23 protein-coding genes and 1 riboswitch are annotated in these 26,605 nt (G+C 62.2%); of the genes, 7 read left to right on the forward strand and 16 right to left on the reverse strand.

What is annotated here, in order from left to right:
- Positions 1-116: 116 nt before the first annotated feature.
- A riboswitch (TPP riboswitch) is annotated at positions 117-222 on the reverse strand.
- A gap of 196 nt (positions 223-418) precedes the next feature.
- On the forward strand, positions 419-1,858 hold the full coding sequence (locus tag ACU688_RS27550) for a TolC family outer membrane protein (protein WP_026136551.1): 1,440 nt from the start codon (positions 419-421) through the stop codon (positions 1,856-1,858).
- A 137-nt stretch (positions 1,859-1,995) separates the two neighbouring features.
- On the opposite strand, the gene waaA is transcribed toward ACU688_RS27550, so the two are convergent.
- Entirely contained in the window at positions 1,996-3,273 is a 1,278-nt protein-coding gene (gene waaA / locus ACU688_RS27555) for a lipid IV(A) 3-deoxy-D-manno-octulosonic acid transferase (protein WP_448187151.1), read from the reverse strand.
- A gap of 23 nt (positions 3,274-3,296) precedes the next feature.
- Positions 3,297-4,187 (reverse strand): LysR family transcriptional regulator, encoded by an 891-nt coding sequence (locus ACU688_RS27560; RefSeq protein WP_192298270.1) that lies wholly within the window; start codon positions 4,185-4,187, stop codon positions 3,297-3,299.
- A 103-nt stretch (positions 4,188-4,290) separates the two neighbouring features.
- On the opposite strand from ACU688_RS27560, the gene ACU688_RS27565 reads away from it, so the two are divergent.
- From ACU688_RS27565 to ACU688_RS27580, 4 genes are all read left to right on the forward strand, one after another.
- The gene (locus tag ACU688_RS27565) at positions 4,291-4,626 is read left to right on the forward strand and encodes a DMT family transporter (RefSeq protein ID WP_017734929.1); all 336 of its coding nucleotides are present in this window, start codon (positions 4,291-4,293) and stop codon (positions 4,624-4,626) included.
- A gap of 141 nt (positions 4,627-4,767) precedes the next feature.
- Entirely contained in the window at positions 4,768-5,937 is a 1,170-nt protein-coding gene (locus ACU688_RS27570; RefSeq protein WP_448187152.1) for an NAD(P)/FAD-dependent oxidoreductase, read from the forward strand.
- On the forward strand, positions 5,934-6,746 hold the full coding sequence (locus ACU688_RS27575) for an aldo/keto reductase (RefSeq protein ID WP_448187153.1): 813 nt from the start codon (positions 5,934-5,936) through the stop codon (positions 6,744-6,746). Before ACU688_RS27570 ends, ACU688_RS27575 begins: the two co-directional genes overlap by 4 nt.
- A gap of 41 nt (positions 6,747-6,787) precedes the next feature.
- Positions 6,788-7,747, forward strand: a complete 960-nt coding sequence (locus ACU688_RS27580) for a metal ABC transporter ATPase (RefSeq protein WP_448187154.1) — start codon at positions 6,788-6,790, stop codon at positions 7,745-7,747.
- 112 nt (positions 7,748-7,859) lie between these two features.
- Here ACU688_RS27580 and ACU688_RS27585 read toward each other — a convergent pair whose 3' ends face one another.
- From ACU688_RS27585 to ACU688_RS27610, 6 genes are all read right to left on the reverse strand, one after another.
- Positions 7,860-8,786, reverse strand: a complete 927-nt coding sequence (locus tag ACU688_RS27585; protein WP_448187155.1) for an NAD-dependent epimerase/dehydratase family protein — start codon at positions 8,784-8,786, stop codon at positions 7,860-7,862.
- A complete protein-coding gene (gene hldE / locus ACU688_RS27590) occupies positions 8,779-10,203 on the reverse strand; it encodes a bifunctional D-glycero-beta-D-manno-heptose-7-phosphate kinase/D-glycero-beta-D-manno-heptose 1-phosphate adenylyltransferase HldE (protein ID WP_448187156.1) in 1,425 nt (474 codons plus the stop codon). Before hldE ends, ACU688_RS27585 begins: the two co-directional genes overlap by 8 nt.
- Before the next feature lie 103 nt (positions 10,204-10,306).
- Positions 10,307-10,915 (reverse strand): adenylyl-sulfate kinase, encoded by a 609-nt coding sequence (gene cysC / locus ACU688_RS27595; RefSeq protein ID WP_448187157.1) that lies wholly within the window; start codon positions 10,913-10,915, stop codon positions 10,307-10,309.
- Positions 10,908-11,612: a sulfotransferase family 2 domain-containing protein gene (locus ACU688_RS27600; RefSeq protein WP_448187158.1), complete on the reverse strand. Its 705-nt coding sequence runs from the start codon at positions 11,610-11,612 to the stop codon at positions 10,908-10,910. The genes cysC and ACU688_RS27600 overlap by 8 nt, the downstream gene beginning before the upstream one ends.
- Positions 11,613-11,764: 152 nt before the next feature.
- The gene (gene msbA / locus ACU688_RS27605; RefSeq protein ID WP_448187159.1) at positions 11,765-13,573 is read right to left on the reverse strand and encodes a lipid A export permease/ATP-binding protein MsbA; all 1,809 of its coding nucleotides are present in this window, start codon (positions 13,571-13,573) and stop codon (positions 11,765-11,767) included.
- An 8-nt stretch (positions 13,574-13,581) separates the two neighbouring features.
- Positions 13,582-14,760: an O-antigen ligase family protein gene (locus ACU688_RS27610; RefSeq protein WP_448187160.1), complete on the reverse strand. Its 1,179-nt coding sequence runs from the start codon at positions 14,758-14,760 to the stop codon at positions 13,582-13,584.
- 147 nt (positions 14,761-14,907) lie between these two features.
- On the opposite strand from ACU688_RS27610, the gene ACU688_RS27615 reads away from it, so the two are divergent.
- Positions 14,908-15,474, forward strand: a complete 567-nt coding sequence (locus ACU688_RS27615; RefSeq protein WP_448187161.1) for a BUD32 family EKC/KEOPS complex subunit — start codon at positions 14,908-14,910, stop codon at positions 15,472-15,474.
- Here the strand turns inward: ACU688_RS27615 and ACU688_RS27620 are convergent.
- From ACU688_RS27620 to ACU688_RS27655, 8 genes are all read right to left on the reverse strand, one after another.
- On the reverse strand, positions 15,463-16,548 hold the full coding sequence (locus tag ACU688_RS27620) for a glycosyltransferase (protein ID WP_448187162.1): 1,086 nt from the start codon (positions 16,546-16,548) through the stop codon (positions 15,463-15,465). The genes ACU688_RS27615 and ACU688_RS27620 overlap by 12 nt on opposite strands.
- 47 nt (positions 16,549-16,595) lie before the next feature.
- Positions 16,596-17,357, reverse strand: coding sequence for a glycosyltransferase family 2 protein (locus tag ACU688_RS27625; protein WP_448187163.1), 762 nt, complete (start codon positions 17,355-17,357; stop codon positions 16,596-16,598).
- Between the two features lie 46 nt (positions 17,358-17,403).
- Complete coding sequence (locus ACU688_RS27630) at positions 17,404-18,360, reverse strand: glycosyltransferase family protein (RefSeq protein ID WP_448187164.1); 957 nt, start codon at positions 18,358-18,360, stop codon at positions 17,404-17,406.
- 17 nt (positions 18,361-18,377) lie between these two features.
- The gene (locus ACU688_RS27635) at positions 18,378-19,751 is read right to left on the reverse strand and encodes a PIG-L deacetylase family protein (protein WP_448187165.1); all 1,374 of its coding nucleotides are present in this window, start codon (positions 19,749-19,751) and stop codon (positions 18,378-18,380) included.
- A complete protein-coding gene (locus ACU688_RS27640) occupies positions 19,748-20,644 on the reverse strand; it encodes an antimicrobial resistance protein Mig-14 (protein WP_448187166.1) in 897 nt (298 codons plus the stop codon). The genes ACU688_RS27635 and ACU688_RS27640 overlap by 4 nt, the downstream gene beginning before the upstream one ends.
- Entirely contained in the window at positions 20,644-21,774 is a 1,131-nt protein-coding gene (locus ACU688_RS27645) for a glycosyltransferase (protein WP_448187167.1), read from the reverse strand. The genes ACU688_RS27640 and ACU688_RS27645 overlap by 1 nt, the downstream gene beginning before the upstream one ends.
- The gene (locus ACU688_RS27650; RefSeq protein WP_448187168.1) at positions 21,758-23,515 is read right to left on the reverse strand and encodes a carbamoyltransferase family protein; all 1,758 of its coding nucleotides are present in this window, start codon (positions 23,513-23,515) and stop codon (positions 21,758-21,760) included. The genes ACU688_RS27645 and ACU688_RS27650 overlap by 17 nt, the downstream gene beginning before the upstream one ends.
- 142 nt (positions 23,516-23,657) lie before the next feature.
- The gene (locus tag ACU688_RS27655; RefSeq protein WP_448187169.1) at positions 23,658-24,014 is read right to left on the reverse strand and encodes a YceK/YidQ family lipoprotein; all 357 of its coding nucleotides are present in this window, start codon (positions 24,012-24,014) and stop codon (positions 23,658-23,660) included.
- 197 nt (positions 24,015-24,211) lie between these two features.
- Here ACU688_RS27655 and ACU688_RS27660 point away from each other — a divergent pair, with 197 nt between their 5' ends.
- Entirely contained in the window at positions 24,212-26,314 is a 2,103-nt protein-coding gene (locus ACU688_RS27660; protein ID WP_448187170.1) for a TonB-dependent receptor family protein, read from the forward strand.
- The last annotated feature ends 291 nt before the right edge of the window (positions 26,315-26,605 follow it).

A 26,605-nucleotide genomic window follows, 5' to 3' on the forward strand; every position in this document is an offset into this window, starting at 1 on the left:
TTTGTCGGAGCGAACCTGTGACGGATGGACGCACTGAAACCAGTGCTGTGCTTGGCGCACGAGGGCTGTTCGATGGTCGAACAGCATCCCGGACGAAGCACAAGAGGACTCGCCGGGTGACGAGAAATCTTGTTCCCTACGCAGGCGCTAACCTGATCAGGTTCAACGGGATCCGGTATTTACCGATCTCAGCCTTCCAACAAGGCACCCCGACAAGAACGCGGCTAGTCTAGACCATGGCGTGGGCAAATTGCCAATGGCGGTGCATTCAGCGTGATGAATGGCGTAATTGCAGGATTGTTGTGCAGTGATCGCGCCACTACACTCGGGGACTGCCTCAAGGCTTGACGCCAGGATTGGCCAGCCTTAGCCTTGGGCGCTAAATTATCGCCGTAATATTCAATCTAGGGAACGCCTCATGCTGCGCAAACTCTCACTGGCTCTTGCCGTGTCTTGTGCGACCAATGGAATGGTTTGGGCAGCAGAAGCGCCCTTGTCCGCCAACACCGACTTGGTCAGCGTCTACCAGGAAGCGGTGAACAACAACGCCGACCTGGCCGCCGCCCGCGCCCAATACGGCGCACAAAAAGAAGTGGTGCCCCAGGCCCGCGCCGGTTTGCTGCCGAACCTGTCGGCCGGTGCCGACAGCAACAACGTGCGCACCCAGCTCGCGCAGCCGGCCGGCACTGCCAATCGTGATGCGCATTCGTGGCGCGCGACCTTGAGCCAGCCGCTGTTCCGCGCCGACCGCTGGTTCCAACTGCAAGCCGCCGAAGCCGTCAACGAGCAGGCCGCCCTGCAACTGTCGGCCACCGAACAGAATTTGATCCTGCAAAGCGCCGAAAACTACTTCGCCGTGCTGCGCGCCCAGGACAACCTGGCCTCTACCAAGGCCGAAGAAAATGCCTTCAAGCGCCAGCTGGACCAATCCAACGAACGCTTCGACGTCGGCCTGTCGGACAAGACCGACGTCCTGCAATCCCAGGCCAGCTACGACACCGCCCGCGCCAACCGCATCCTCGCCCAGCGCCAGGTGGAAGACGCGTTTGAAGCGCTGATCACCCTGACCAATCGCCAATACAACTCGATCCAGGGCATCGTCCACAGCCTGCCGGTGCTGCCGCCGCTGCCGAACGACGCCAAGTCCTGGGTCGACACCGCCGGCCGTCAGAACCTCAACCTGCTGGCCAGCAACTTCGCCGTGACTGCCGCCGAAGAAACCCTCAAGCAGCGCAAGGCCGGCCACGCGCCGACCCTCGACGCCGTGGCGCAGTACGAACGCGGCGACAATGACGCCCTCGGTTTCAGCAACCCGAATGCCTTTGGCACGCCGTACCGTGGCGATGTCGAACAACGCACCGTCGGCCTGCGCTTGAACATCCCGCTGTACAGCGGCGGCCTGACCAGCTCGCAAGTGCGCGAATCCTACTCACGCCTGGACCAGACCGAGCAGCAACGCGAAGGCCTGCGCCGCCAGGTGGTGGAAAACACGCGCAACCTGCACCGCGCGGTGAACACCGATGTGGAACAGGTACAGGCGCGCCGCCAGTCGATCATCTCCAACCAGAGCGCGGTGGAAGCCACGGAAATCGGCTATCAGGTGGGTACGCGCAACATCGTCGATGTGCTGGATTCACAGCGCCAGCTGTACTCGTCGGTGCGCAATTACAACAACAGCCGGTATGACTACATCCTCGACAACCTGCGCTTGAAGCAGGCGGCGGGGACGTTGAACCCGGGGGATTTGCAAGAGTTGGCGCGGTATCTGAAGGCGGACTACAACCCGGATCGGGATTTCCTGCCGCCGGATCTGGCCAAAGCCGCTGCCGAGCAACTAAAAGCCCGACCGAGTTACTAAGCACACCGCATAACCCATGTGATACCGGGCTTGTGTGGGAGCTGGCTTGCCTGCGATAGCATCACCTTGGTATGTCTGATGTACCGAGGCGCCTGCATCGCAGGCAAGCCAGCTCCCACATTTAGTTCAGTGTTGGGTCAGAGGTTCAGGAGTCTGCTCAAACCATCCAGCAAGCGCTTCAAAGCACCTTGGTTAGCCTGCATCACCTTCAGCCCCGCCTGCCCCATCCTGCGCGCATCCTGCGGCAGCTCGAACAACTGGCGCACAGCCTCGGCCAATCCTTGCGCATCATCCACCTGCCGCAACGCCCCGGCCTCTCGCATCATCGCGGTGATTTCGAGGAAGTTGAACACGTGCGGCCCCATGATCACCGGTTTTGCCAACGCCGCCGGCTCCAGCGGATTGTGCCCACCGGTCGCCACCAGGCTGCCGCCGACAAAGGCGCTGTCGGCCAAGGCATACAGAAACAGCAATTCGCCCATGGTGTCGCCGAGCAACACCGACGTTTGCGCGGTAACCGGCTCGCCCGTGGAGCGACGCACCGCAGCGAAACCTTGCTGCCCGCACAGCTCGAACATCGGCCCGAAACGCTCCTGATGGCGCGGTACCAGGATCAGCAGTGCATTGGGATAGCTGTCGAGCAACTGGCGATGGGCGGCCAGCACCACTTCATCTTCACCTTCATGGGTACTGGCAGCGATCCACACCGGACGCTCCGTCGCACCCCATTGCTCACGCAACGCGGCGGCGCGCTGTGGCAGTTCGGGGTCGATGGTCAGGTCGAACTTGATCGAGCCCGTAACGTCGACGGTTTCAACGCGCGCGCCCAGGCTGCGGAAACGCTCGGCTTCAGTCTCGGTCTGCACCGCGAGCAGGCTCATTTCAGCCAGCATCGGCGCCGTCAGCTTGGCGAAACGCCCGTAGCCCTTGGCCGAACGTGCCGACAACCGTCCATTGGCCAATGCCACGGGAATCCCGCGCTGGGCGCAGGCGTGGATATGGTTGGGCCACAGCTCGGTCTCCATGATCACCGCCAGTTTCGGCTGCACGCGATCAAGAAAGCGCCTGGCCGCGCACGGCAAGTCGTAGGGCAAATAGCAGTGCTGGACGCGCGGCTCATTGGCGAACAACGCCAGGATCCGCTCGGAGCCGGTGGGCGTCATGCAGGTGACGGTGATCGGCAGCGTCGGATAACGCTCCAGCAACCCGCGCACCATGGGCGCTGCGGCGATGCTCTCGCCCACCGACACCGCGTGCACCCAGATCCCGCCCGGCTGTAACACCGGCAAGCCATACGAGAAGCGCTCGCTCACCCGCTTGGCATACGCCGGCGCCTTGCGCGCGCGCAGCCACAGACGTAAAGCCACCAACGGCAGCGCCAGGTAAAACAGACAGCTATAGAGAGTTCTATTCATGGCGGCGGAGTTTATCGGCTTTTTCAGTCAATCGCGCGTAGGCACTCGGCAAAACGTTCCGCCAAAAACCGCGCGGCCGGGCCGAGGGGCTCGTCGCGCCGCCACACCAGTTCTACCACCAGCGCTGGCGGGGTCCATTCGCTGTCGAGTTCGACCATCTGGTTCTGGTAGGTCGGGTACTGCACCACATGCCGCGGCAACCACGCCCAGCCGAGGCCACGGGTCAACCATTCGGCCAGCACGTAGAAGCTGTCGGCCCGCCACACCTGCGGGCTGGCGGCCTCGCTGCCGGGGTAGACGCTGGTCTGGGTCGACATCAGCAACTGGCGGTACTGCGCCAGGCCCTGGCAATCCACGGTTTTTTGCCGGGCCAGCGGATGATTGCGCCCGCACACGGTGACCATCTCCACACTGCCCACCACCCGCCGCTCCAACGCTTCGGGGATTTGATCGTGGTAGAACAACATGCCCAGGTCTGCCTTGCGCTCCACCAGCTTGCGTGCGACATCGCCTTGGGCGGCGCTGGAAATCTGCACTTCCAGATTGGGAAACTGCCCAGCCAGGGCATCCAGGCTGTCGAGCACCGGCTGATACAGCATCGCCTCATCCTGGGCCAGCCGCAGGCAGGCTTCCTCGCCGCGCATCAGCGACAGCGCCCGGCCGTTGAGGCGCTCGCACTGGCGCAGCACTTCCCGCGCTTCTTCCAGCAACACCGTGCCGGCTTCGGTCAGGCGTGGCTGGCGGCCGCTGCTACGCTCGAACAGGCTCACGCCCAAATCGGCTTCCAGCAGCGCAATACCATTGCTCACCGCCGACTGCGCCTTGCGCTGCCCGCGCGCCACCGCCGAAAACGAACGTTGCTCGGCGACGCTGACAAACAGGCGCATCTGTTCCAGGTTCCATTGCACGCTCATGACTAAACCCATCTCTAATTCGGATAGGTAATGACTTTACCCCATCTGATAAAGCCCTAAAATGCCGACCTTATCAAAAGCGCTTCACACCGAGGATTACCCCATGAACCCTGCCTACTACTACTTGGCCATCGCCATCTGCTCGGAAGTGATCGCCACCGTTTCCATGAAAGCCATCAAGGGCTGGAGCACCCCGATTCCCCTGGCGCTGGTGATCGTCGGCTACGGCGTCGCCTTCTGGATGCTGACCCTGGTGGTGCGCACCGTGCCGGTGGGCGTGGCCTACGCGGTGTGGGCCGGGATGGGCATTGTGATGGTGAGCATCGCCGCGCTGTTTATCTATGGGCAGAAACTCGACCTGCCGGCGATGCTCGGCATGGGCTTGATTGTGTTGGGGGTTGTGGTGATACAGCTTTTTTCGAAAACGGCAGGGCATTGAGGCGGTAGACGGCGGCAAGTTTCAAGCTACAAGCCGTAAGAAAGAGCGGCATGAACCGCTCCAAACTTGCCGCTTGCCGCTACAGACTTGTAGCTGCACGTTATACTACGCGCCCTTTTCCAACGCCGAGGTCCCGCGCGCATGCCTATTTCCACCGACGTTCTGATTGTCGGCGCCGGGGTTGCCGGCCTCTGGCTGAATGCGCGCCTGCGCCGCCAGGGGTTTTCCACGGTGTTGGTGGAAAGCGCCACCTTGGGTGGCGGGCAAAGCGTGAAGTCCCAGGGGATCATTCACGGCGGTGCGAAATACGCCCTGCACGGCGCCCTCACCGGTGCCTCCGAAGCCATCGCCGACATGCCGCGCCGCTGGCGCGAAGCCTTGGCCGGCAATGGCGAGCTGGACCTGACGGGCGTGCGCCTGTTGTCCGAAGCCCATTACCTGTGGTCCCCCGGCACTCTCGCCGGCAACCTCACCAGCTTCTTCGCCAGCAAGGCCGTGCGCGGGCGCGTCGATCAGGTCAAGGGCGACGACCTGCCGCCGGCCCTGCAAGACCGCCGCTTCAAGGGCAAGGTCTATCGCCTGGCCGAACTGGTGGTGGACGTGCCAAGCCTGATCGAACGCCTCGCGCAATTGGCCGGCGACGGCCTGCTCGCCGGGCAGCACATCACACCGCTGCTGGAAGGCAACAAGCTGGTGGGTTTGACGGTCGATGGCCGTGCGATCCGTGCGCAACGCATCGTGTTGAGCGCCGGCGGCGGCACGGCGGATTTGCTGACCGACCTGGGCCTGAGCAAGCCGGCGATGCAAAAACGCCCGCTGCACATGATCATCGCTAAAGGCCCCGGCCTGAAACCGCTGTACGCCCACTGCCTGGGCGGCGGCACCAAGCCGCGCATCACCGTCACCACGCACCCGGCCGCCGATGGCAACTGGGTGTGGTACATGGGCGGCGATATTGCCGAAGCCGATGGTGTGGCGCGCACACCGCAAGAGCAGATCGCCACTGCCCAGCAAGAGCTGGCGCAGTTGCTGCCGTGGATCGACATGAGCCAGACCCAATGGGCCACGCTGCGCGTCGACCGCGCCGAGCCCCTGCAAACCGGCCTGAGCCGCCCCGACAACGCCTTTGTCTTTGAGGACGGTCGCCTGCTGGTGGGCTGGCCGACCAAGCTGGCCTTGGCGCCGGACTTCGCCGATAGGGTAATCAACGCCCTCGAACGCGACGGCATCCGCCCAAGCGCAAGCGAACCCTTGCCGGAGCTGCCAAAACCCGCCCTTGGCGTGCCGGCCTGGGAGCAACTGCTGCCATGAGCCTGCCGACCCTGCACGATTTGCATCGCCCTTTGGGCAGCACCGGCCTACTGGTCTCGCCGCTGGGCCTGGGCACCGTCAAGCTGGGCCGTGACCAAGGGGTGAAGTACCCCAATGGCTTCCAGATCCCCGATGACGATGCCGCGCGCATGCTGCTGCGCCAGGCCCGCGAGCTGGGCATCAACCTGATCGACACCGCGCCGGCCTATGGCATGAGCGAGGAGCGCCTGGGCCCGCTGTTGCGTGGCCAGCGCCAGGACTGGGTGATTGTCAGCAAGGTCGGCGAAGAGTTCGACAATGGCGTGTCCCGCCACGACTTCAGTGCGGCCCACACGCGCTTGTCGATTGAACGCAGCTTGAAACGACTGGAAACGGATTTTATCGACCTGGTGCTGGTGCATTCCGACGGCAACGACCTGCACATCCTCAACGATTGCGAGGTCTACCAGACCCTGGCCGAGCTGAAACAAGAGGGCAAGGTTCGCGGTTTCGGCTTTTCCGGCAAGACCGTCGAAGGCGGCGTGAAGGCTCTGGAACAGGGTGATTGCGCGATGGTCACCTACAATTTGAACGAACAGGCCGAGAAAGCCGTCATTGAGTATGCGGCGGCCCATGGCAAGGGCATCCTCGTGAAGAAGGCCCTGGCCAGTGGCCACGTTTGCCTCGAACCTGGAGTGGATCCAATACACGCCAGTTTCATGTTGTTGTTTGCGCAAACCGGCGTTGCCAGTGCTATTGTCGGGACCATCAATCCGCTGCACCTGGCCCATAACGTGGCGACCGCTGCCCGGGTCATCCGTCAACTCTGATGCCGCCGACGCGGCCGACCCCGTCGCAAGAAGGAGCCGACATGCCGCGCACGCTCATTAGAAAAAACCCCAGCAACTTCAAGACACTGCCGCTGCACGTCGAAGCCACCCCCGAAGGCCTGAACTACCAGAGCGTCGGCATGCCGCTCAACTTCGCCCAGACCCTGCAACGGCGCAAGCCGGTGGAGGTGGCCGACCCCGAGCGTTTTGTGCTGGAACTGGCGAATCTCGGCGTGTCGGTGCGCCTGACCCTGCATTGGCAGAACAAGGATTACTGGGTGCTGGTGCGCCAGCGCCGCCAGGACCGTGGCGACGTGGTGCTCAAGCTGATCTCCGGCTACGTACCGGCCCACGAACTGAACCTGCCGCTGCACACCGCGATCCAGGAAATTGCCGAAGAATGCCTGCTGGAGACGCCTGAAGGCTGGCTTGGCGGGCGTTTCAACGACACCTGGCTGCCGGCGCCCTACTCCGCTGCGCTGCATTATCGCGAAGCGCTGCCGTTTCGCCTCAGCCCGCTGTCCGGCGCCGCGCGCCCGGTGCGCTGCGCCACCACCCAATTGATCGAACGCCCACGGGCCTACGTGCACCTGCCCACCGCATCGCTGCAACTGATCTATGACTTGCGCCTGGAAGTGCCGAAGGAAGCCAAGTCCCTGAGCCTGTTCCATGTGGACGAACGCCTGGAAGGCGACCAGTTGGTGGCACGTCTCGACCGCCAGCGCCCGGACCTGTACCTGATGCCGCTGAAAGACGGCCAGCCGCTGGCCGAGCTGTACACCGTCAAAAAGGATCAGCTGTACCCGGCCAGTACGCGCGGGTTGTACCTGGCGGAGAGCTTCGCCCAGCAGGAAGGCTGGCTGGTGCGTGAAGAGCGGATTCGCTGGAAGGATTGGCTGCGCCAGCAGGGCTTGGCGGAGCCGGAGAAAGAGTCGAAGTTGAAGCGTTTGGCACAGCGGGTGCTGCGCAAGATTGTGCCCAAGAAACAACGCAGCACTTGAGCGAACTCATGTGGCGAGGGAGCTTGCTCCCGCTGGAGCGCGCAGCGCTCCCAAAATCTTTGGGGCTGCTTCGCAGCCCCGCGGGAGCAAGCTCCCTCGCCACAGAAGCGGTTTAGCCTTTGAGCAAGCGTTCCAAGCCGACTTTCAGCGGGGTTGGCTCGGGCAACTTGAAGCTCGCCAACAACCGCTGATTATTCGCCCGCGAGTGCCGAATATCCCCCGAACGCGCCGGGCCGTAAGTCACCGCCGGCAAAGTGCCGACAATCTCTTCCAACGCCTGCAACACCTGCTTGAGCGTAGTCGTGCGATTCCAGCCCACATTGATCGCGCCCAACGGCGCGTCCGGCGCTTCAATGGCTTGCACCAGCACGTCTACCAGGTCTTCCACGTACATGAAGTCACGGGTCTGCTCGCCATCACCAAACACGGCAATCGGCACGCCGTGCTGCACGCGCTCGCTGAAGATGCTGATAACCCCGGAATACGGCGAGGACGGGTCCTGGCGTGGGCCGAAGATATTGAAGAAGCGGAAAATTACCGGCTCCAGGCCATGCTGGCGGCGGTAGAAATCAAAGTAGTGTTCGCCGGCCAACTTGTCGGACGCATACGGCGTCAACGGCGCCTTGGTGGTCTCTTCGTCAATCGAAGCGCCCTCGCCGTTGTTGCCGTACACCGCCGCGCTGGAGGCGAAGACCACGCGCTTCACACCCGCCTTGCGCATGGCTTCGCACACATTCAAGGTGCCGACAAAATTGCTCTGGTGCGTGCTGACCGGATCATCCACCGACGCCTGCACCGACGCCACCGCCGCCAGATGAACCACCGCCGCCGTGCCGACGGCGGCACGCGCCACCAGTTCGGCGTCGGCCACATCGCCTTCCAGCAACTCGACACGCGGGTTGTCCAACGCCAGGTTGCTGCGCTTGCCGGTGGACAGGTTGTCCAACACGCGCACGCCGTAACCCTTGGCCAGCAAGGCATCGACCAGGTGCGAGCCGATAAAGCCCGCACCGCCGGTAATCAACACACACTTACTCATTGTTGCGGATCTTCTCGACAATGGCCGTAGTCGAGCTGTTTTCAACCAGCCCCAGCACTTTGACCGTGCCGCCGTAGGCGCTGACGATGTCGGCACCGACCACTTGGTCGACGGAATAGTCGCCGCCCTTGACCAGCACATCGGGCTTGACCTGGGCCAGCAGGTTTTCCGGGGTGCCTTCAGGGAAGCTGATTACCCAGTCCACTGCACCCAAGCCAGCCAGTACGGCCATGCGCCGGTCAACGCTGTTGATCGGCCGGCCTGGGCCTTTCAGGCGGCTGACCGAGGCGTCGTCGTTGACCGCAACAATCAGGCGATCGCCTTGGGCACGCGCCTGCTCCAGGTACGTCACGTGGCCGGCATGCAGGATGTCGAAGCAGCCGTTGGTGAATACAATGCTTTCGTTGTGGGCACGGGCATCGTCAATCGCCAGCAGCAATTGCTCGATTCCCAGCACGCCGCGCTCGGAGCCTTCGGAGCGCTGGATCGCGCGGCGCAGTTCCGGCGCGCTGATGGCAGCGGTACCCAACTTGCCCACCACAATGCCCGCCGCCAGGTTGGCTAGGGCCACGGCGTGGGGCAATTCTTCGCCGGCCGCAATCGAGGCGGCCAGGGTGGAAATCACCGTGTCACCGGCGCCGGTGACGTCGAACACTTCACGGGCACGGGCCGGCAGGTGCATCGCCGGATGATCCGGGCGCAACAGGGTCATGCCGTGCTCGCCACGGGTTACCAGCAAGGCGCCGAGGTCGAGGTCGGCCATCAATGCCGCGCCCTTGCTGACCAGTTCGTGCTCGTCGGCGCAACCGCCGACGATGGCTTCGAACTCGCTGAGGTTCGGCGTGATCAGGCTGGCGCCGCGATAAATCGAGAAGTCCTTGCCCTTGGGGTCGGCCAGCACCGGAATGCCTTTGGCCTTGGCAGCCTGGATCAGCGCCTGGTGGTTCTTCAAGGCGCCTTTGCCGTAGTCGGACAACACCAGCACCTTGATGCCTTCGAGCAACTCATCGACCTGACCGCTGAGGGCCAGGGCGTCGGTGGCGAAGGGTTCTTCAAAATCGATCCGCAGCAATTGCTGGTGACGGCTCATGACCCGCAGCTTGACGATGGTCGGCTGATGGGCAATGCGCTGGAACAGCGCACGCACGCCGGCACCGCGCAGGCTATTGGCCAGGCTGTCGGCGGCTTCGTCGTCGCCGGTCACGCCGACCAGGGAGGCAGGGGCGCCGAGGGCGGCAATATTGAGGGCAACGTTGGCAGCGCCGCCTGGGCGGTCTTCGATTTGCTCGACCTTGACTACCGGTACCGGCGCCTCAGGGGAAATCCGTGAGGTACCACCATGCCAGTAACGGTCGAGCATGACATCGCCGACCACCAAGACAGGGGCTTGATCGAATCGCGGCATGGACAACTTCATGGAGCAACCCACATACAAAATGAACAGGGGCGCGATATTAGCACAGGGTGAGCGCCGCCTTGTCCGAGAGCTTTATCTGTAAGACATCCGGCCGCGCAACTGCTCACTTTTTAAACAGAACCGCCAGGATGTGCTCCACGGCGTCGGCCAATTCGACCTCGTCGGTATTGATTTCGCAGTCGGCCTGCCGGGGGGCTTCATAGGGGCTGTCCAGCCCGGTGAAGTCCTTGATGCGCCCATCCAGCGCCGCCCGATACAGGCCCTTGGGATCGCGGCGCACACAGATCGTCAGCGGCGTACTGACATACACCTCAAAAAACTGCCCCGGCCCGAACAGTGCCCGCGCGGTCTCGCGGTCGGCGCTGAACGGCGAGATCGCCGAGACGATCACGATCAGCCCCGCGTCCACCATCAGCCGCGCCACTTCGCCGATGCGCCGGATGTTTTCCTTACGCGCCACCGCGCCCATGCCCAAGTCGCTGCACAACCCGGCGCGCACGTTGTCGCCATCGAGCACGAAGGTGTGCCGGCCCTGCTCGTTGAGCTGTACTTCCAGCGCATTGGCCAGGGTCGACTTGCCCGACCCCGACAACCCCGTCAACCACAGGCAACACGGTTGCTGGTGCTTGAGCGCGGCGCGGGCGGCCACCGTCAACGACAGGGCGAAGGGGCGCACGTCGGCAACGCGGCTGGAAAGCGACGAATTATTCATAACCCAAGACCTCGTAGTCGCGTTGATAGGCACGCCTGACCAAACGGCGCGTACGCAAGGAGCAAAAGTCCCGGACAGGTTCGTTGCGGCGCCCAAGGGAAACGTTGAGATGGGGCAAGGCGGTGTTCAGCCCAAGGCGTTCGCAGACGCTGCGAAAATCCCGTTGCAGATGCTCCTGGCGCCCAAGAAAGTCCATGGACATACGCCCCAGGTGATCCACTAGAAAGTCGGTCTGCGGCGCGAAGTGCAGTTGGCGGCGCAGGTTGTCCGGGTGCAGCCAACCCGCGACGAAATGATCAAAGTCGCGATAGCTACAGACCAACGCCTGGGCCTCCCGATCCCGGCTGCCCATGCTGTTGCCGCGCAAATAGGTGTACGCCGAGTAGGCGCGCTCCAACGGGTCGCGTACGAAGGCGAACTTGAAGCTGTCGGCGCAATGCCCGGGAAATTGCTGCTCATACCAGTGATACGGCAAATGCCCCGGCCAGCGCCCGTCCAGCAGGACCGAGCAGACACTGCTGCCCGCGCACTTGGGCACATGAATGAACACACAGGCATGGTTTACAAAAGCGGGCGGAAGGACGGTCAGTGCCGACATGGACTTGTTGACCGCCTGCCGGTCCACCACCGACAAACGCCCCAACAAAAAAGCCCTCTGCTGTTTGGGCAGCAGTTTCCAGAACAGACGTTGCAACATTCCATTACCCACGCAAGAAGGTTAACCCTCTCGTTCGTCATTCGAATCGAGACAGCCAACATAACAAACGATAGGCGGCGAATTATTTGGCTTTGGTCAAGCGTGTATGGGGCTTGATACAAAAAACGGGGCGCATTGCGCGCCCCGTCTTGTCAGGTGATGTTGGCCGTTGCCGGCTCGTCCAGTCCCATGGCGTGCAGGCGGGAGTAGTAGCCCCCCATCGCCAGCAGCTCAAGGTGTGTACCACGCTCGACAATTTCGCCGTGATCCATGACCAGAATCAGGTCGGCTTTCTCGATGGTGGACAGACGGTGCGCGATCACCAAGGTGGTGCGGCCCTTCATGACCTTGTCCAGCGCGGCCTGGATATGCCGTTCGGACTCGGTATCCAGCGCCGAAGTGGCTTCATCGAGGATCAGCAGCGGCGCGTTTTTCAGCAACGCGCGGGCAATCGCCAGACGCTGGCGCTGGCCGCCGGACAGCAGCACGCCGTTCTCACCGACTTCGGTGTCGAGCCCCTTGGGCAGCTCGGCGATGAAGTCCATGGCGTAGGCATCCCGCGCCGCTTTCTCGACGTCTTCACGCGGCGCGCCGGCCAGGTCGCCGTAGGCGATGTTGTTGGCCACGGTGTCGTTGAACAGCGTCACGTGCTGGGTCACCTGGGCCACGTGGCGGCGCAGGTTGCGCAGACGGTAGTCTTCGATTTCCACGTCGTCGAGGAGGATCTCGCCGGTCTCGTGGTGATAGAAGCGCGGGATCAGCGCGGCCAGGGTGGACTTGCCACTGCCCGAACGCCCTACCAGCGCGACCATCTGGCCTGGCGCGGCGGTGAAGCTGATGTTCTTCAGTACTTCGCGCTCGGTGCCGGGGTAGGTGAAGCTCAGGTTGCGCACGTCCAGACGGCCGCTGACCCGCTCTTTCTCGACGGTGCCGGTGTCCACTTCAGGCTCGACATCCAATTGCTCAAAGATGCTTTCGGCACCCGCGACGCCCTTCTGGATGGTCGAACTGACTTCCGACAACTGGCGGATCGGCTTGGGCAGCAGGCCCGCCGCGGTGATGTAGGCCACCAGGTCGCCGGCTGTAGCGTCGCCGCGCAGGAACAGCACCAGGAACATCAGCGCCGCCATCGCGGTGTAGATCACCAATTGCAGCATGGGCGTGTAGACCGCACCGGTCTTGGTCATGCGCATCTGCTTTTCGGTGTTGCTCATGCTCGCCTTGGCAAAGCGCTGCTCTTCGTAGGTTTCCCCACCGAAGCTGCGCACCACGCGATAGCCCTGGATCGTCTCCGAGGCCACGTGGGTCACATCACCCATCGCCACCTGGATTTTCTTGCTCTGCTTGCGGAATTTCTTGCTGGTGCTGCCGACCATCGTGGCGATGATCGGCAGGATCGCCAGCATCACCAGGGTCAACTTCCAGTTCATCCACAGGAGGTAGCCGAACAGGAACACCACCGTCAGGCCTTCGCGGATCACGACTTTGATCGCATCCGTGGCGGCGCCGGTGACCATGGTCACGTTAAAGGTGATGCGCGAGATCAGGTGCCCGGAACTGTGGGTATCGAAATAGCGATTGGGCAATACCAGCAGCTTGTTGAACAACTGCACCCGCAAGTCGTGGACCAGGCCCAGGGACACCTTGGCCAGGTAGTAGTTACCCAGGAACGAGCCGAGACCCTGCCACGCGGCGATCAGAACGATCAGCAGCGGCACGGCCATCAGCAGTTTCAGGTCCTTGAGGTACGGCACGCTGGGGAAAAACACCACGTCCGGGTTGCTCAAGCCGTCAACAAAGTATTTGAGGATCCCGGCCAGCATCGGCTGGGTGGACGCGAAAATCACGAAACCGACGATGCTCACCAGGAACATGCCGATGTAGGGTTTCACATAGCCCAGCAGCCTGAAATAGATTTTCAGGCTGGATTCCTGTTCCGCTTTGGGCGGTGCGTCACTCATTGTCGAGCTCACTGATTAGGTAGGACGGCAACTTTATCACAAGCATCGGGTTTGGCCCGAGCCCAGACCAAAACACTGGCCAGCGCCACCGGCAGCCAGGTAATGAACCATTCGGCACGAGGTGTACCGGTGAGGCTTGCCGCATCGAACTGCATCGCCAGCGTGGAAAACACCCACATACCGATGATGCCTTTGCCGTAATGGGTATCGCGCGCCTTCCAGGCTTGCCACAGCACGCCGAACCACACGGCGCACCACAGGAGCAGGCCAGGCAGGCCCAGTTCGATGGTCACGTGGGTGAACAGATTGTGGGAGTGGTCAAAACGGTGGCTATCCCACACAAGGAAGTAATCGCCGCCCAGGCCCAGGCCTGTCCACGGGCGCTCGCTGATCATCTGCATTGCTGCCATGAAAATCTGCGGGCGGAAGGACGCACCGCGGGACAACATCAGCGACTGCATGGACACAAATACGACGATGGCAGCCACCGTCGCCGCAATAGCAATCACGGTGCTGCGCCGGTCGCGACACCATAGCGGCATCGCCACCACGCTTAACAACAAGGCCAGTGCAGCGCCACGGCTCTGGCTCGCCACCACAAAGATGCCGAGCAGGCCGACCGCGACCAGGCAGGCCACTTGCATCCAGCGGCCACGCGGCACCCAATGCAACATCCAGACAGCCGCGAGGCCAATGACATACGCGCCGAGGATCGGGTGCGACAGCTGCCCCAGGCCTTCAAGACGGGCGTACCAGACGTTGCCCTCCAGGCCATAGAACTTGATCATCGCCAGCAGCGACGACAAGGCCAGGCCAAAGCCACCCCACTGCATCAGGCGAATCACCTGCTGGGTCTGGCCTTGGGCAAGCACCGGGAAAAACAGCAGGAATACACCGATATAGAGCAGACGCTTGGCTTCGCGGGAGCCGTCTTCGGCATTGGTCCAAAACAGGCTGATCAAGCCCCACACCGCCAGCAGCCCAAGCGCGACGATAACCCAGCGCTGAGCCTGCCAGACCTGCTTGAGCTGCTCACGGGCAGACCAGGCAAACACCATGGCCGGCAGCCATAAAAACAGTGTCAGCCCTTGTTGATAGATCTTATTGGTCGGCGCGAAGGCGATCGCCAGTAAAAACCACAGCAATCCGAAACACATCCATCCCCGCGCCCAACGACTTGCTTGCATCACCTGCTCCTAATACGGCCAACCTGCCAACCCGGCATGGTTAAAACCCAAAACTTTCGGCATCATTGCCGATCACTGTGCCCGCGACTCCCACAAGGCTTTTCGACGATGCAATGCTCAAGGCTTCCCCAAGCCACTTTAAACACGATGATTGCCGGCGCCAAAATCCTCGAGAAGGACAGCTACGGCCCCAAAGTCTACCTGCTGGCAGACGGGAACATCCTTAAACTGTTTCGCCGTAAACGGTTTTTTTCTTCCGCATTGTTTCGCCCGTACTCCAAGCGTTTCATCGACAACGCGCTCGGGCTGCAAAAACGCGGCATCCCCACCCTGACCGTGCTCGACAGTTTCCAACTCGATGCACCGGGCATGACGGCCGTGCTGTACCGGCCCCTGCCGGGCGAGACCCTGCGCCAGATCGCCAACCAGGAAGGCTTCGACTGGGAGCAGAACCTGGAACCCCTGGTGGCGCTGATTCGTCGGTTGCACGCTGCCGGCATCTACTTCCGCTCGTTGCACCTGGGCAATATCGTCGTGACGCCGGACAACCAGATGGGCTTGATCGACGTGGCCGACCTGCGCTTCCTGCGTGCACCGTTGAGCCCGGCGCTGGCCAAGCGAAACTTGCAGCACTTCGCTCGCTATATTGCACGGGAGAAGCTGAACGAGCGCTTTCCAATGCAAGCGCTCGAACAGGCCGTGCTAGCGCGGTGAAAGCAAGCGCCGGGCCGTGGCGGTGAAATCCTGCCAGGCCTGCTCCGGCGCAAGCGCCTGCAACTGAGCCTGCGCCGCCGCTTCAGGGCCTGCGGCAAAGGCCTGCTCCAGCAGGCGCGCCCAGGCGTCCACATCGTCAGACGGCGCATACCAACCAGCGTCGGCCAATTGCTCGCGGAACACCGCCAGCTCGCTGGTCAATACCGGCACACCGGCCATCACCGCCTCTTGCACGATCAGCCCCAAGCCCTCCGCCGACGAGGGTATCGCGACCCAGTCAAACGCACGATACAGGGTGGCCGCTTCTGCCAGGTGCCCCGGCATGAAAACTTTGCCGTGCAAGCCAAGGCGTTCGACCTGCGCTTCAAGGTCCGCCCGCGCAGCGCCTTCGCCAACGATCACCAAGCGCGCTTCGGGTTGATGCGTGGTCACGCCGGCAAACGCTTCCAACAAACAAGCGAAGCCCTTGCTGCCCACCAATCGGCCAACGGCGCCCAGCACCGGCGCACTGCCCGGCGACAAGCCCAGGCGCGCACGTGCCTGCTCACGCGCCAGCATCGCCGCTCGAAAGGCGTCAGGGTCGAAGGCACTGCGCAGGACCGCCACAGGCCGCTGCAAATCATGCTGGAGCGAGTCGGCCAGGGTCTGTGACACCGCCGCCACCGTCAGCCGGGATTCAGGGAACTGCTCAAACAGCGTGCGATCGGACCCGCGCAGCCGCGTCATGCCGTGGAACAGCACCACGGCACGCACCTCGGGCAGGGTCTTGAGCACGGGCAACAGCACCCGCGCCACGCCGACGCCATCGAGCAGCACCACCTTCACATCCCCAGGCAAGGCCCGGCGAAAACGCGCCTGCATGCGCGGCACCAGCAGTTTCCAAACATGCCGCCCCTTGAGCTGGGCAGACGAGAGGTTCCACTCCACCGCCCCATCGCCGGCTTGCGCCCCACCTTGAAGCAGCCACGTATGAATGTGTGCATCACAATCGATACTGCCAAGCACTTGCTGATGAACCTTCTGCACGGAAGCGAATGCAGTGCCACCAGCCCACATGATGTTGAGGATGCTCATTGAATATTACGGACCTTCTGCGGACGTTCTGGAGGCGTGTTCGTAGCTCAACCGATCAACCAGCCGATGGCGAGACCCAACAGCAGCACTGCGCCCAACTTGATTCGCTCGCGACGCTTGCGCCGGGCCTTGTTCAAGCGCTCGGCCGAGGTCGATACATGTAGGCCAAAACCGGTGTGCAGCACCGCGTCGCCCTCAAGGGTCACGGCCATCAAGTTCAATTCGGCATACCGTCGCGACAAGCCTTTCTCCCCTTCAAACCCTGCATAAGGCGCGCACAACAGGTATTCCTTGATACGTCGCAAACCGGGGTTCAGGGAAAATGCCTGCCATTCCGGCTTGTCGGAAATCAACGGATAACACGGCACGGCGCCGATCAGCTCACGCGGCCCCAGGCGGATATAGGGGCTGTGTACCTGCAAGTCATAGACAAAGTTGCGCAGCCACACCTGGAGAATGTCCGGGCGCAGCTCCAGGATCGTCTTGGAGTCCTCGACAAACCCCGGGCGATAGAACTCCCAATCATCTTCACAGTGGAAAATGTACGGCGTCTTCACCGAAGTGTAGGCCAAGTCGATCGAGGCCAACTGGCCGAGTTTCGGGCGATTGACGAAGAAGGTGCAATGTTCCTGCCAATGGGCAGGAATGGCCTGGCGCACGCCGTCATCACCGGAATCCTCGGTAATGAACACCTCGCGGATATCCGCCGTATTGAAGGCGTCGAAGCTCTCAAGCGTGCGCTTCAACAGATCAAAGCGGCCGCAGCTGGTCACGACAAGGGTGATGTCGCTCTGTTCGGAAAATCGCACGTGGGCACCAACAATAAAATGGTCGCATTCAACGACCCGACGGAGGTTACACGCCCAGTTTCAGGCGCAACTTTTCCAGCAGACTCAAGGGTGCACGCGGCCGCAACGGCGGCTCCAGTACTTCGACGATGCGCTGACCGATACGCGCGAAGCTGAACTGGCTGACGGCCAAGTCCTGGCCGTTACGCGCAATAGCCGACGCCAACTGAGGGTTGGCACGCAACTCGGCGAGTTTTTCCTGCAACTGCGGGATGTCTTTATAGAACACCACGTTGACCTTGTCTTCAAAACCCAGGGCCTGGTTTTCCGCCTCGCCCTGGTCATACGCCAGCAGCACACAGCCACAGGCCATGGCCTCGAAGTTCTTGATCATGTATTCGCCCATGCCCACATCGGCACTGACGAAAAAGCGAATCCGGTTGAGGGTCGCGCAATATTCCTCGCCCGACTTGGTGCGCGTTACCACCAAGGGTTCGACCTTAGCCAGCTCATCGAGCAACGCCTTGCGCCCGCTGTAGGCCACGCTGTTGGTGCTGCCGACAAACGCCAGCTCGATGTCGCGCTCACGTTCCTGCGGCTGCAACAGCGCCTGGTCGTAACCCTTGGGCACGAACACCGCGTCAAAACCTTCCTCACGCAAACGCTGCGACACCATAAAGCCCGAGCTGATTACCCGCGCCCATGGCAGACGGCGGTAGTGCGCGCTGAACTTGCCGGTGTATTTGCACGGAATGTAGTTCTGGTAGGCATCGTGTTCGAGGATCACCAGGTTGGGGATCGTACGGATAAACCCGGCCTGGCGGATCTCCTGCTTGAAGCGCAGGAAGAAGATGATGCGGTCGTACTGGGTCACATCCACTTCACGGCGAAAGTAACCGCGCAGGTTGCGCTGTTCGGCGCTGCTCAACCAACGGGTATCGCATTCGCAATGCTCGGCGATGCCTTCGTAAAGGCGATCGAGGATGGCGCGCTGCTCTTTCTGCACCAGAAATAAAACTTTCATGTTCTTCCTTTCACAGGTCACAAACGCCAGAACAATTCATGCCGCCGCACGGCCTTGCGGAAGAACTCGTTCTCCCCATAAGGCGAGCGCGCGCGCCCGGCCAATAAACGTTGCAACAGGCGCCGCACGCGTCGCTTGAAGGGCGGCGCCGGTTGCAGGTCGTGCATCATGCCCAGCGCCATGGCCTTGTCACGCTGCCGGGCCAACATCAGTGGCAGGCTGCACGGGTGCAGTTCCTGGGTTGCATCGAACAATGGCGGCAAGGCGATGCCGTTGCCCGCATCGCCCATGGGCCAACGGTCGTTGTCATGCAGGTGGTTGGCGTAGCCGAGGATGGTAGTCGGCTGCCATTCCAAACCTTGCAGGGCCTCCATGACCGCACTCTGCGCGCAGATGTGGTCAGGGTGCGGGTCCAGCGCCGAGTACGGCAGCACGATGACTTCCGGGCGCGCCATCAACAGCACCTGACGAAGATCGGCCAACAGGTTGTTCCAGGTCGGCAGGCCGTCGCTGTCCGCTGGCAGCGGGAATGGGTTGAATTGGCGAAACGGGCGCACGTCCGTCAGCTCGGCTTCACGGGAGGCGAAGGGTAGATCCGGCGCGGCCTGCATCGCCTGCAATTGCAGGCAGAAGTAGCCCAACTGCACGCAATGCGCCTGCGGCACACCGGCCCACAGCGGTACGGCGATGCTGTCCCAGGCACGCAGTCGGCCTTTGATGCGCGCAGCTTCAACCGCGTCCAGGCCCATCTGCTGGTAGTGCTCGGCTTCGATTTCGCCCGCCGTGAGGGTGACGATCCACGGCTTTTCAGCCTGGCTGTAAAGCCCGAACGCGGCCAGCTCGGCATCGTCGGCGTGGGGCGCAATGACCATCACGCGCTGCTGGCGAAAGTCCGGGTGGGTCCAGGCCCACAGTCGCGGCGTGCCAAGCAGGCGGCAATGGCGGCCGCGCAGGTGCAGCTCGCCAGGATTCAAACCGCTGAGGTTCAGGTAGCGCACACCGTTGACGCCACGTTCGAAGGTTTGCCGGTCGTCCGCAAACTCGATGCTCGGGTCGAGAAAGCGTCCCAGCCATGTGCTTTTGACCTTGATCGCCAGCACCAACGTGGCATCGGCGTCCACCGGCTGAGCCAGCAGCAAGCGCCCGTTTTCCAGGCGCACATCGGGCAGCTCGGCATCCGCCGAGAAACGGTATTGGTAATCTTCGTTGGGCGCATAAAACAGGTGGTCGGCAAACCAGGCTTCGTGGGCGACCCAGGCCAGCACCGCCAACAGCAACGGCAGCCACCAGGCCACCAGGATGCCCACCAGCACCAACAGCAGCACGCCGATGACCAGCGCCATGCGCTTGTTGCGCCGGTGACGCTTGAGCAATTGCTGCTTGCGGGTCATACGCACAATACCTGCACAGGGTTGCACCAACGGTCCTTGTACTCACGGTCGGCGCGACCGAAGGAAAACCGCAGCGGCTTGCCGACTTCACGGGCCTGTTCCCAGGCGCTTTGGGTATTGAGAAAGCTCAGCACGCTGCCAGGGCTGAAGGCGCGGGTTTCGGGGTCGACCCCGCCGTTGACGTACTCCACGCTGATCCACTCTGGCGACTCGACCCGGTACACCAACTGGATGGCGATGGGCGCATCGTTGAGAAAGATCACCGAGCCGATCAGCCACTCGCGCAGCAACTCGATCACCTCGGCCAAGCGCTCGGCGCCGGTGGCGGTAAAGCCCCAGCGGCGCAGGAACAGGTCGCAGTAGATGGACGCCAGCTCAGCGCTGGAAAACTCGCTGACCGGCCGCACCACACCGCCCGCCTCTTCCAGCAAACGCAGTTCGCGGCGCTGGTTGTAGCGAAACTTCTTCGACAGTTCTTCCGGGGTACGCGCCATGGCCAACTGCTCGGCCTGGAGCTTGAGGCCGCTGAAACGACCTTCGTTGAGCGTCGACAGGTAACGCGCACGCTGGCGCAGCGGCGCCTGCGCATCGGCGGCGGCCGGCAGGATGATCTCGGCATTGCCCAGGTCAAACAGGCCTTTCTTGCCGCTGCGCTTGAGCACGTCCTTGGACAACGCCAGGTCGCGCCCCCACGTGGCAATGCACGCCTTGAGTTCACCGGCCTGTTCCCACGCCAGGTAACGCACCGGAATATCCGCCAACCCGGCCAGGCGTTCAATCACTTGCGGATGCGTCGCGACGCTGCCGCCAAAACGCTGCCAGGCCTCGCTGTAGGCAGGCGCATCGACGACGGACCAGCCACGCTCGCGCCAGCCTTGGAATCGATTGAGCATCAAGCCCTCGCGGTCAGTTCAATAACGTGTGGCAGTTGCCAGAACGCGTCGCGCACCGCCTGGTCCGAGAACCGTGCGTGCAGGCGCTCCAGCATCATCTCGGCGCACTGGTGTTGCTGCTGTTGATCCATCGCAGCCAAGTGCCCCAGGCCTTGGGCCAGGTGCTCGGCATCGCCGAAAGGAAACAGGATGCCCACGCCTTCGACCACTTCCTTGGCACCACCGCAGGCCGTGGCCAGCAACGGCACGCCAGCGGCCATGGCTTCCAGCAGCACCATGCCGAACGGTTCGTGGTCGGAGCTCAAGGCAAACACGTCAAATGCACGGAAATAGCGGCGCGCATCCGGCACCTGGCCGAGGAACCGCACCTTGTCGGCAATCCCCAGCTCGCGGGCCAGTTCCTTGAGATCCTGCTCCAGGCGGCCGGTACCGAGAATCGCCAGGCGGCTTTCGGTGGGCAACTGTGGCAAAGCCAGGGCGAAGCCCTTGAGCAGCGTGGCCTGGTCCTTGTCCGGGTGCAGGCGGCCGACGTTGCCGACCACCCACTCATCCGGCGACAACCCGAGGGCGTCCCGCGCGTCATCCTTCGAGACCTGCAACGCTTGCATGGCCTCGACATCGATGCGGTTGTACAAGGTCTGGATACGCGCCGCCGGCCAGTTCGGCAGGCAACGGCGGATGTCGTCGCGCACGGCGTCGGACACGCCCACCAGGCTCAAGCGCTTGCGGAAGATCGACGCAAACAGGCGGCGGCCACGGCGCTGGTAATCACCAAAGGCGTGGTGCACACCAATCACCTGCAAGCGCGTGGCGAGCAAGGCGACGTAAATCGGCTTGGCGCGGTGCGCGATGCAGAAGCTGAAATTGCGCGATGCCGCGATCTTGCGCATCTCGGCGATGGCGCCCAGCTTGAGGCCACGAATGGCCTTGGAGCTGAACTCCATGAACAACACCTCATCGGAGGCACAACCGGCCGCGACCTCAGGGTCGGCGACCCCGGTGAGAAACACCGTGGTCACCTTGTAGCCAGAGCCTGCGAACAGGCTGGCGTACTGACGGGCACAATCGAGGAACGGCCCGTCATAGCCGTGGCAGAACTGCAGGACGTGGCGATCAGCCGACCGTGTCATAAGGGTCCACGCCGTCCTTGACCACCAGAATGTCTTCCATGATCAGGTATTGCAGGTCGGAGCCGAAGAACATGTCCAGCGCGTCTTTCGGCGAGCAGATCATCGCTTCGCCACGACGGTTGAGCGAGGTGTTCAGCGACACGCCGTTGCCGGTGAGTACTTCCAGCTCTTTCATCATGTCGTAGTAGCGCGGGTTGTATTCGCGCTTGAGCACCTGGGCGCGGGAGGTGCCATCTTCATGGACCACTTCCGGCACGCGGGTCTTCCATTCTTCCGACACTTCAAAGGTGAAGGTCATGAACGGCGCCGGGTGATCGACCTTGATCATCTGCGGGGCCACGGTGTCGAGCATCGACGGGCAGAAAGGCCTCCAGCGCTCGCGGAACTTGATCTGGTGGTTGATGCGGTCGGCCACGCCGGTGGCGCTTGGGCAACCGATGATCGAACGACCGCCCAGGGCACGCGGGCCAAACTCCATGCGGCCCTGGAACCAGGCCACCGGGTTGCCGTCGACCATGATCTTGGCGATGCGCTTAGGCATGTTCTCGATCTTGCGCCATACCGGTTTGCTCTCGTGCTTGGCGCACGCGGCAATTACTTCTTCGTTGCTGTAGGACGGGCCGAGGTAGACGTGTTCCATCTTCTCCACCGGTACACCACGGGCGTGGGACACGTAGGCCGCCGCGCCCACCGCAGTACCGGCATCGCCTGACGCCGGCTGCACGAACAGCTCTTTCACGTCGTCGCGGGCAATGATCTTCTGGTTCAGCTTCACGTTCAGCGCGCAACCACCGGCGAAGGCCAGCTTGCCGGTGTCCTTGAGGATGTCGCCCAGGTAGTGGTCGATCATCTGCAAGGCCAGCTTCTCGAACAGCGCTTGCATGCTTGCGGCGTAGTGGATGTACGGCTCGTCGGCGATATCGCCTTCGCGCTTGGGACCCAGCCACTCAATCAGTTTTGGCGAGAAGTAGAACCCCTTGCCCTTCTCTTTGTAGCGACGCAGGCCGATGACGTTGGCGTAGTCGGTGTTGATCACCAACTCGCCGTTCTCAAAAGAGGCCAGGCGCGAGAAATCGTATTTGCTGGCGTCGCCGTACGGCGCCATGCCCATGACCTTGAACTCACCGTCGAGCATCTCGAAACCGAGGAACTCGGTGATCGCGCCGTACAGGCCGCCGAGGGAGTCTGGATCGTAGAATTCTTTGATCTTGTGGATCTTGCCGTTCTCGCCGTAGCCGAAGAACGTGGTGGCGTACTCACCTTTACCGTCGATGCCGAGGATCGCGGTTTTCTCCTGGAAGCCGGAGCAATGGTAGGCGCTGGAAGCGTGGGCCAGGTGGTGTTCAACCGGTTCGATCTTGATTTTCTTCGGATCGAAGCCCAGTTGCTCCAGGCACCAGACGATCTTGTTGCGATAGCGCTTGTAGCGACGGTTGCCCATCAGGATCGCGTCAAGGGCGCGGTCCGGGGCGTACCAGTAACGCTTGGCATAGTGCCAGCGCGCCTCGCCGAACAGGCTGATCGGGGCGAATGGGATCGCCACTACGTCAACGTCGGAAGGCTTGATGCCGGCTTGTTCCAGGCAGAACTTCGCCGATTCGTAGGGCATGCGGTTCTTTGCATGTTTGTCGCGTACGAAGCGCTCTTCTTCGGCGGCCGCGATCAGCTTGCCGTCGATATACAAGGCTGCGGAAGGATCATGGCTAAGGGCGCCGGACAGGCCAAGAATCGTCAATGCCACAGGGGTCTAGCCTCTTTTAGTCTGCATGCAGGCGGGTTACGCCGCGAAAAAGTGTGCTTCCCGCCTGGGCAGGAAACAGCTAAAGGGCGGGATTATAGCTTAAAAGCGGGAGGGAGCTGTTAGCGGCAAGCGGCAAGAGGGGTCAACGGAAGATTTCGATGCTGCCGTCCTTGCTCTGGCGGTAGATCGTATAGGGCAGGACCAGCGTATCCAGTACGCCGGAGGCGACGAATTCGATTGCGACAACAGGCAGAAGCCCGCCCGCATGGTCCGACAGGCTTACGCCGCTCAGGCTTTTTTCCGGTTCGGGCTCCCCATTGAGAGTACAAAACCCATAGACCACCCCGCTGTAAATGCGCGGCACGCTTTCGCAGTGGCTGCGCGAGTCCTTGAGGTTCTGACTGGTGACCGCGTCGGGGCGGAAGACAGTATTGATCGTCCCGCAACCGGAAAGCAGCAACGCCACAACGCACCACAAGGCTTTCGACGTAATCCTCACGAACCACTCCTTTTGACACTTCGGCCATTACCATCGAGGGAGCTTGCCAAGCTAGCATCGACGGCCACGACAACCCAAGGGTGTGGGTGTCGATTTGCAGCGTAGGATGATTCTCAAATGATAAAAGTCGTTTGAGTCATTAAACTCGCGCCTTTTTTGCGCGTTTACTCCCAAACGCCATGGACTCCGGCCGACTCATGAAAACCCTCGCCCCTTTCGCCCTGCTGCTGCCCGGCCTGTTCGCCCTGTGCGACACGGCCCAGGCAGCTGACACAGCCCTGGTCCTCGACCCCAGCGTCGTCACCGGCTCGCGCAACGCCAGCCCGACGTTTGACCTGCCGTACTCGGTGGACGCCATCAGCCGCGAACAGATCAGCGATGGCCAACTCGGCATCAATGCCTCCGAAGTGCTGTCCCGCGTACCTGGCCTGGTGGTGCAGAACCGCCAGAACTATGCGCAGGACCTGCAAATCTCATCCCGTGGCTTCGGCGCCCGCTCGGCGTTTGGCGTGCGCGGCCTCAAGCTGATCGCCGACGGCATCCCCGCCAGCACCCCGGACGGCCAGGGCCAGGCGGCCACGTTCAACCTCGACACCGCCGAGCGCATCGAAGTGCTACGCGGCCCGGCGGCCACCCTGTACGGCAGCAACGCCGGCGGCGTGATCCAGATGTTCTCGCGCGACGGCGAAGGCCCGCCGCGCATCGGCGCCGAAACCCTGGTGGGCAGTGATGGCATGAGCAAGAACCACCTGACCGCTGAAGGCGCAGCCAACGGCGCGGGTTTCGTGCTCGACGCCTCGCGCATGGACACCGACGGCTACCGCGACCACAGCAGCGCCCGGCGCGACCAGACGTTTGCCAAGCTCAACTTCCAGCCGGATGACGACAGCAAGCTGGCGCTGATCTACAGCAGTCTGGAGCAGAACGGGACGCAGGATCCGCTGGGGCAGACGTGGGATGCGTACAAGGCAGATCCGCGCTCGGTGGCGGCCGGGGCGTTGACGTACAACACGCGTAAAAGCATTGATCATCAGCAATTGGGCATGAATTACGAGCGGTACTTCGGCGATGCGACCTTGCAGGTAAACGCGTATACGGGACGGCGGAGTGTGATTCAGTACTTATCGATCCCAGATAAGATCAAAAACGAACCCAACCCCGCCAACGCACGCGGTGGCGTGGTCGCCTTCGACCGCAAGTTCTACGGCGGCTCAGTCCACTGGCTGCAACCCATCACCAGCGCTCCCGGCGACCTAACCCTGATTGCTGGCCTCGACTACGACCGCAGCGAAGATGACCGCCAAGGCTACTCCAACACCATCAACGGTGTGCACGGCGTCAAAGGCGCTCTGGGCCGCGATGAAATCGACACCGCCACCAGCCTCGACCCGTTCGTGCAGGCCAACTGGCTGCTCGGCGACTGGACCCTGCAAGCAGGCCTGCGCCACAGCACCATGAAGATGGACGTGGACGACCGCTTCATCACCGACAAAGACGGCGACGACAGCGGCAGCAAGACCTATCAGAAAAACACCCCGTCGGTCAGTGTGATGTACGCGTTCACGCCTGACTTGCATGGCTATGTGAGCGCGGGCAAAGGCTTCGAGACCCCAACGCAGGCGGAGTCGGCGTACTCCAGCACGAGCAATGGCTTCAACTTCGCGCTCAAGCCATCGGTCAGCACACAATATGAAGTGGGTTTGAAAGCCCGCGTTGGCCAAGACACCCGCGTCAATGCCGCAGTATTCCAGATCACTACTGAAGACGAATTGGTGGTCAGCCAATCCAGCGGTGGCCGCACCACTTACCAAAACGCCGGCCGCACCCTACGCCGCGGCTTCGAGCTCGGCATCGAAAGCCAACTCAGCGAACAGTGGAGCACCAACCTCGCCTACACCCGCCTGCAAGCCACCTACGACAGTGACTTCACCAACAGCGGAAAGGCCATCGAAAAGGGCAACTACCTCCCCGGCGTCCCACAAACCACCCTGTTCGCCGAACTCAACTGGAAGCCCCGCGACTGGGTCAGCACCGCGATCGAAGGCCTGTACCGCAGCAAGGTCTACGTCGAAGACACCAACAACGAGCGCGCCGCGCCGGCCTACAGCGTATTCAACTGGCGCGCACGCTTCGAACAGAAGGTCGAGCACTGGACCTTCCACCAGACCCTGCGCCTGGACAACCTGCTGGACCGCCAGTACGTCGGCTCGGTGATCGTTGGCGACAGCAACAACCGCTACTACGAAGCCGCCCCAGGCCGCTCGTGGTACGCCGGTGCTGGCGCCGAGTACACGTTCTAAATTCACCACAAATCAAATGTGGGAGTGGGCTTGCTCGCGAATGCGGTGAATCAGCCACTGGATGAGTTGGCTGACAGTCCGCATTCGCGAGCAAGCCCGCTCCCACATTTTGATCTGCATGTATCAGGAACTTGCGGCAGGGCGCAGACATGTGGGAGCTGGCTTGAACTGGCCTAATGAATTTGGACACATCAATAGGGCGCTATGATGGCGCCCAAACCTGAGGTGTGCAGATGATGCGAAAGTCCTATTCCAGCGAGTTCAAGCTCAATGCCGCAAGCATGGTGCTTG

The sequence above is a fragment of the Pseudomonas acericola (SeqCode) genome (assembly GCF_053456465.1).